The sequence below is a fragment of the Streptomyces sp. NPDC002790 genome (assembly GCF_040295505.1).
Lineage (GTDB): Bacteria > Actinomycetota > Actinomycetes > Streptomycetales > Streptomycetaceae > Streptomyces.
Window position 1 is genome coordinate 1 of sequence record NZ_JBEOVM010000209.1, and the last position, 4,934, is coordinate 4,934.

5 protein-coding genes are annotated in these 4,934 nt (G+C 71.5%); 2 read left to right on the forward strand and 3 right to left on the reverse strand.

Annotation, left to right across the window (positions count from 1 at the left end):
• Positions 1–75: 75 nt before the first annotated feature.
• The 3 genes from ABT004_RS35865 to ABT004_RS35875 all read right to left on the reverse strand — a co-directional run bounded on the left by ABT004_RS35865 (position 76) and on the right by ABT004_RS35875 (position 3,197).
• On the reverse strand, positions 76–1,005 hold the full coding sequence (locus tag ABT004_RS35865) for a 1-phosphofructokinase family hexose kinase (protein WP_351345883.1): 930 nt from the start codon (positions 1,003–1,005) through the stop codon (positions 76–78).
• A 105-nt stretch (positions 1,006–1,110) separates the two neighbouring features.
• Positions 1,111–2,247, reverse strand: a complete 1,137-nt coding sequence (gene nagA, locus ABT004_RS35870) for an N-acetylglucosamine-6-phosphate deacetylase (RefSeq protein WP_351345886.1) — start codon at positions 2,245–2,247, stop codon at positions 1,111–1,113.
• Positions 2,247–3,197: an ROK family protein gene (locus ABT004_RS35875; protein ID WP_351345889.1), complete on the reverse strand. Its 951-nt coding sequence runs from the start codon at positions 3,195–3,197 to the stop codon at positions 2,247–2,249. The genes nagA and ABT004_RS35875 overlap by 1 nt, the downstream gene beginning before the upstream one ends.
• A gap of 139 nt (positions 3,198–3,336) precedes the next feature.
• Here ABT004_RS35875 and ABT004_RS35880 point away from each other — a divergent pair, with 139 nt between their 5' ends.
• Positions 3,337–4,608, forward strand: a complete 1,272-nt coding sequence (locus ABT004_RS35880) for an ABC transporter substrate-binding protein (RefSeq protein ID WP_351345891.1) — start codon at positions 3,337–3,339, stop codon at positions 4,606–4,608.
• Positions 4,609–4,618: 10 nt separating this feature from the next.
• Positions 4,619–4,846, forward strand: a complete 228-nt coding sequence (locus ABT004_RS35885) for a DUF3263 domain-containing protein (protein WP_351345894.1) — start codon at positions 4,619–4,621, stop codon at positions 4,844–4,846.
• Positions 4,847–4,934 lie beyond the last annotated feature (88 nt).

Sequence of the window (4,934 nt, forward strand, 5' to 3'; positions counted from 1 at the left end):
GCCGAGCCCCGGGGCGCTCGCCGGGTAGCCGTGGCTGGGCTTGATTGGCTCAATCGCCGTCGAGTCTTGACGGAGTCAGGCCGCGCCGACCTGTTGCGCGACCGTGATCCGGCCGACCAGGGCCTCGTACGTCGACGGGTCGAATTCGCCGGCGACGGGGGACACGACGGTCGCCGCCGACAGGGCCACCGCGCGGGCCAGGCGCTGGGGCCACGGAAGGTGGGCGACGTGGCCCGACAGCAGCCCCGCCACCGCCGAGTCCCCCGCCCCCGTCGGGTTACCGGCGAGACGGTCGGGGGCCGGCGCCCGCCACTCCCCGTCCGCCGTGAGCGCGCACAGCCCCTCCGCCCCGAGCGAAGCGACCACCGCATGCGCCCCGCGCCGCCGCGCGTCCTTCATGGCCTGCAACGGCTCGTGGGAGCCGGTGAGTTCGGCCAGCTCGTCCGCGTTCGGTTTCACCAGGTCGGGGCGGGCGGCGACACCGCGACGCAGCGGTTCGCCGCTGGTGTCCAACAGCACCGGGACGGAGGCGGCACGCGCGGCCCGTACGAGCGTCGCGTAGGCGCCGACCGGGACGCCCGGCGGCAGGCTCCCGCACAGGGCGACCGCTGAGGCGGAGCGGAGCAGATCCGCGTACGCCTCCTGGAAGGCCGCCCACTCGGCGGGCGTGATCGTCGGGCCCGGCTCGTTGAGCTGCGTCGTGTCGCCGGTCGAGGCGTCGACGACGGCGATCGTGCGGCGGGTCGTGCCGGACACGGGCACCAGGGCGTCCGCGACACCGGGGGTGTCGAGCAGCTGGTCCTGGAGTGTGCGGCCTGTCGCGCCGCCCACGAATCCCGTCACTGCCACCTCGTGACCGAGCGCGGCAAGCACCCGCGCCACGTTCAGACCCTTGCCGCCGGGCCGCTCGACGACCTCGTTGACGCGGTGCGTCGTGTGCGGGCGCAGGGACCGCACCCGGTACGTGATGTCGAGTGCGGTGTTCAGCGTGACCGTGAGGATCACAGGACCTCACCCCCCCTTACGTACTTTCAGTAACGGGGCCTGATCATGCCAAAGTCAAGGCGGTTGGCCCAGACCGCGGGTCAACCGCCCTGTATTCGCCGGGGGTTACGGCCGGACCAGCCACTCGCCCTTGCGGAGCACGCCCTTGACCTCGAACTCCGCGTCCAGGACCACGAGGTCGGCGTCCTTGCCGGGCTCCAGCGAGCCCACCTTGTCGTACACGCCGAGGAGTTGGGCCGGGTTGACGGAGATGGCCCGGACGACGTCCTCGACGGGCAGCTTGTCGATCGTGACCGCCCGCTTGAACGCCCGGTCCAGGGTGAGCGTCGAGCCCGCGATGGAGCCGCCCTCGACGAGCCGCGCCACGCTGTCCTTCACCTCGACCTCCAGCGTGCCGAGCATGTAGCGCCCGTCGCCGAACCCGGCCGCGTCCATCGCGTCGGTGATGAACGCGACCTTCCCCGCGCCCTTGTGATGGAACGCCAGCTCCAGGGCGGCCGGGTGCAGATGCGTGCCGTCGTTGATCAGCTCGACGGTGATCCGCTCGTCCTCCAGGAGCGCCGCGATCGGCCCGGGGGCGCGGTGGCCGAGGCCGGGCATCGCGTTGAACAGGTGCGTGGCGACCGTGGCACCCGCGTCGATGGCCTCCACCGTCTGCTCGTACGTGGCGTCGGTGTGGCCGATCGCGGCGATCACGCCGTGCTCGGCGAGGAGGCGTACGGAGTCGATGCCGCCGGGCCGTTCGGTGGCGAGGGTGACCATCTTGGCCTGGCCGCGGGCGGCGTCGAGCAGCTTGCGGACCTCGGCCGGGTCGGGGTCGCGCAGCAGCGTCTCGTCGTGGGCGCCCTTGCGGCACGGCGAGATGAACGGGCCCTCGAAGTGGATGCCCGCGATCTCCCCGTGCTCGGCCAGCTCGGAGAGCAGCCCCGCGCGCTGGATGAGGAAGTCCATGCTGCCGGTGACGAAGGACGCGACGACCGTGGTCGTGCCGTGGTGGTGGTGCGTCCGTACGCCCGTGAGGATCTCTTCGAGCGTGCCGGAGGTGAAGGACGCGCCGCCACCGCCGTGGTTGTGGATGTCGACGAAGCCGGGGACCACCCAGTGGCCTGTCAGGTCGACGGTCTCGGCGCCGTCCGGGGCAACCCCGGCGATCTTCGTGCCGTCGACGATGACGCGTCCGTCGGTGACGGTCCCGGTGGGCAGTACCACCTTGGCACCGGCGAGCACCTTTGCTGTGGCCATCAGGCGGTTACCTCCGTGGTGTCGACAGTGACGTCGGCTAGCAGGTCCCAGGCGAGCAGTCCCGCGCCCAGGCATCCGGCGCTGTCCCCGAGGACGGCCGGGACGATCGTGGGGAGCGCCTGGAAGGTGACGCGCTCCGCGACGGCCGCACGCAGGGGTGTGAACAAGGTTTCCCCGGCCTCGGCGAGCCCGCCACCGATGATCAGCGTGCGGGGGTCCAGCAGAGTGAGCGCGAGCACCAGGCCGTCGGCGAGCGCGTCCACCGCGTCCCGCCAGACCTGGACCGCCTTCGGGTCGCCCGCGTCGACGGCCTTCGCGCAGTCCGCCGCGGTCGCCTTCTCGTCGCCGCTCGCCTCCTGCCAGGCCAGGGTGACCGCGGAGGCGGACGCGTACCGCTCCAGACAGCCGCGCTGACCGCAGCCGCAGGCCACGCCGCCGGGGCGGACGACCACATGGCCGATCTCGCCCGCGGAGCCGTGCGCGCCGGGCTCGATGCGGCCGTCGATGCCGATGGCGCCGGCGATCCCGGTGCCCAGCGGCATGAACAGGAACCGGTCGGCGTCCTTGCCGGCCCCGAGTCGGCCCTCGCCGAGCCCCCCGGTGCGCACGTCGTGGCCGAGCGCCACGGGGATGCCGCCGAGCCGCTCGCTGAGCAGGGACCGCATGGGGACGTCGCGCCAGCCGAGGTTGGCGGCGAACAGGGCGATACCGTCTCTCTCGTCCACGACGCCGGGCACCGCGACCCCGGCGGCGCGGGCGGGCTCGCCGAGGTGCTGCTCGCCGTACGCGCGCAGGTCGGCGGCGAAGCCGAGGATCGACTCCACGACCGCGTCGGCGCCGCGCTCGCGCTGGGTCGCCCGGCGCGCCTGGTGCAGCAGATTGCCGTCGGCCCCGACCAGGGCGGCCTTCATCCCGGTGCCGCCCACGTCGAGGGCGATGACATGTTTCACGGAGACAGTCTCGCTCGTCCACCCTTGAGAGGTCTAGTCCAGTCCCCCCTCGTTTCCGCTCCGGCGCCCATGTGGTGTAGACCTTCCGGGAGACCATGGGACAGGCCTGTGGCGCGAAGGACACAGTTGGAGTGCGGCAGTGCGCAAGGGGAGGACCGCTCTGACCGTGGCGGCCGCGCTCGGGGTGGTGGCCGCGTCGTCGCTGCTCACCGCCTGTGGAAGCGGCGACTCGGACGACGCCGTCACGCTGCGGCTGGTCGCGGCCGACTACGGCGACTCGCAGGCCAACAGCTCCCAGAAGTACTGGGACGACCTCGCCGCCGGCTTCGAGAAGAAGCACCCGAACATCAAGGTCGACGTCGACGTGCACTCCTGGGACGTCGTCGACAAGAAGGTCAAGGACATGGTCGCCGCGGGCCACGCGCCCGACATGGCGCAGATCGGCGCGTACGCCGACTACGCGGCGGCGGGCAAGCTGTACCCCGTCGACAAACTGCTCTCCGTGCCGGTCCAGGCCGATTTCGTCGGCCAGATGAGCCAGGCGGGCGAGATCAAGGGCGCGCAGTACGGCATGCCGTTCGCCGCCTCCACGCGCCGCCTCTTCTACAACAAGAAGCTCTTCGCCGAGGCCGGCATCACGCCGCCGAAGACCTGGGCCGACCTGGTGTCCGACGCCAAGGCGCTCAAGGCGCAGGGCGTGCGCTACCCCTTCGCGCTGCCGCTCGGCACGGAAGAGGCGCAGGCCGAGACGTTGATCTGGATGCTCAGCAACGGCGGCGGCTACATCGACAACGTCGGCAGCTACGCCCTCGACGACAAGAAGAACGTCGAGGCGCTGTCCTGGCTCAAGAGCAACCTGGTCACCAAGGGCCTCACCGGCCCGACGGCCCCCGCGAAGCTCAACCGCACGCCCGCGTTCCAGGCCTTCGCCAAGGGCCAGGTCGGCATGGTGTCGGGCCACCCCACGCTGATGAACATGGCGAAGGCCAAGGGCGTCGACTACGGAGACGTGGCGATCCCCGGTCCGTCCGGCACGCCCAGGTCCACGATGGGCGTCAACGACTGGATGATGGCGTTCAAGCAGGGCGGTCACCCCAAGGAGACCGGGGAGTTCCTCGACTACGCCTACAACCAGAAGAACGTCCTCGACTTCTCCCGCAAGTACACCGTCGCGCCGGTCACGGTCTCCGCGTCGAACGCGATGACGTCCTCGGCGAAGGACAAGGCGCTGCGACCGTTCATCGACGAGCTCGCGGGTGCGACGTACTACCCGGCCAACAAGACGTCCTGGCCCGAGGTCAGCGCCGAGCTCAAGAAGCAGATCGGCTCCACGGTCGCGCCGCGGGGCAGTGCGGCGGGGACGCTCGGCGCGATCCAGAACCATGCGGCGGCGGCGGAATCCGCCGAGTAGCGTGGCGGGTATGGATCCTCTCGGCGATCGCGAGCGCGCGGTCCTCACCTTCGAGGGCCGTGGCTGGCCCTCCCCGGGAGCCAAGGAGCGCGCGATCCGCGAGGACCTGGACCTGGCCCCCGTCCGCTACTACCAACTCCTCAACGCCCTCCTGGACGACCCACGGGCCGTCGAATTCGCCCCGGTGACGGTGAACAGGTTGCGCCGAGTCCGGGACGCGCGCCGCCGCGAACGCTAACCCCCGGGGCTCCGCCCCGGACCCCGCGCCTCAATCGCCGGCGGGGCTTGTTTTGCCCACCCGCCGCGGGGGTTTGGTATTTCAAACC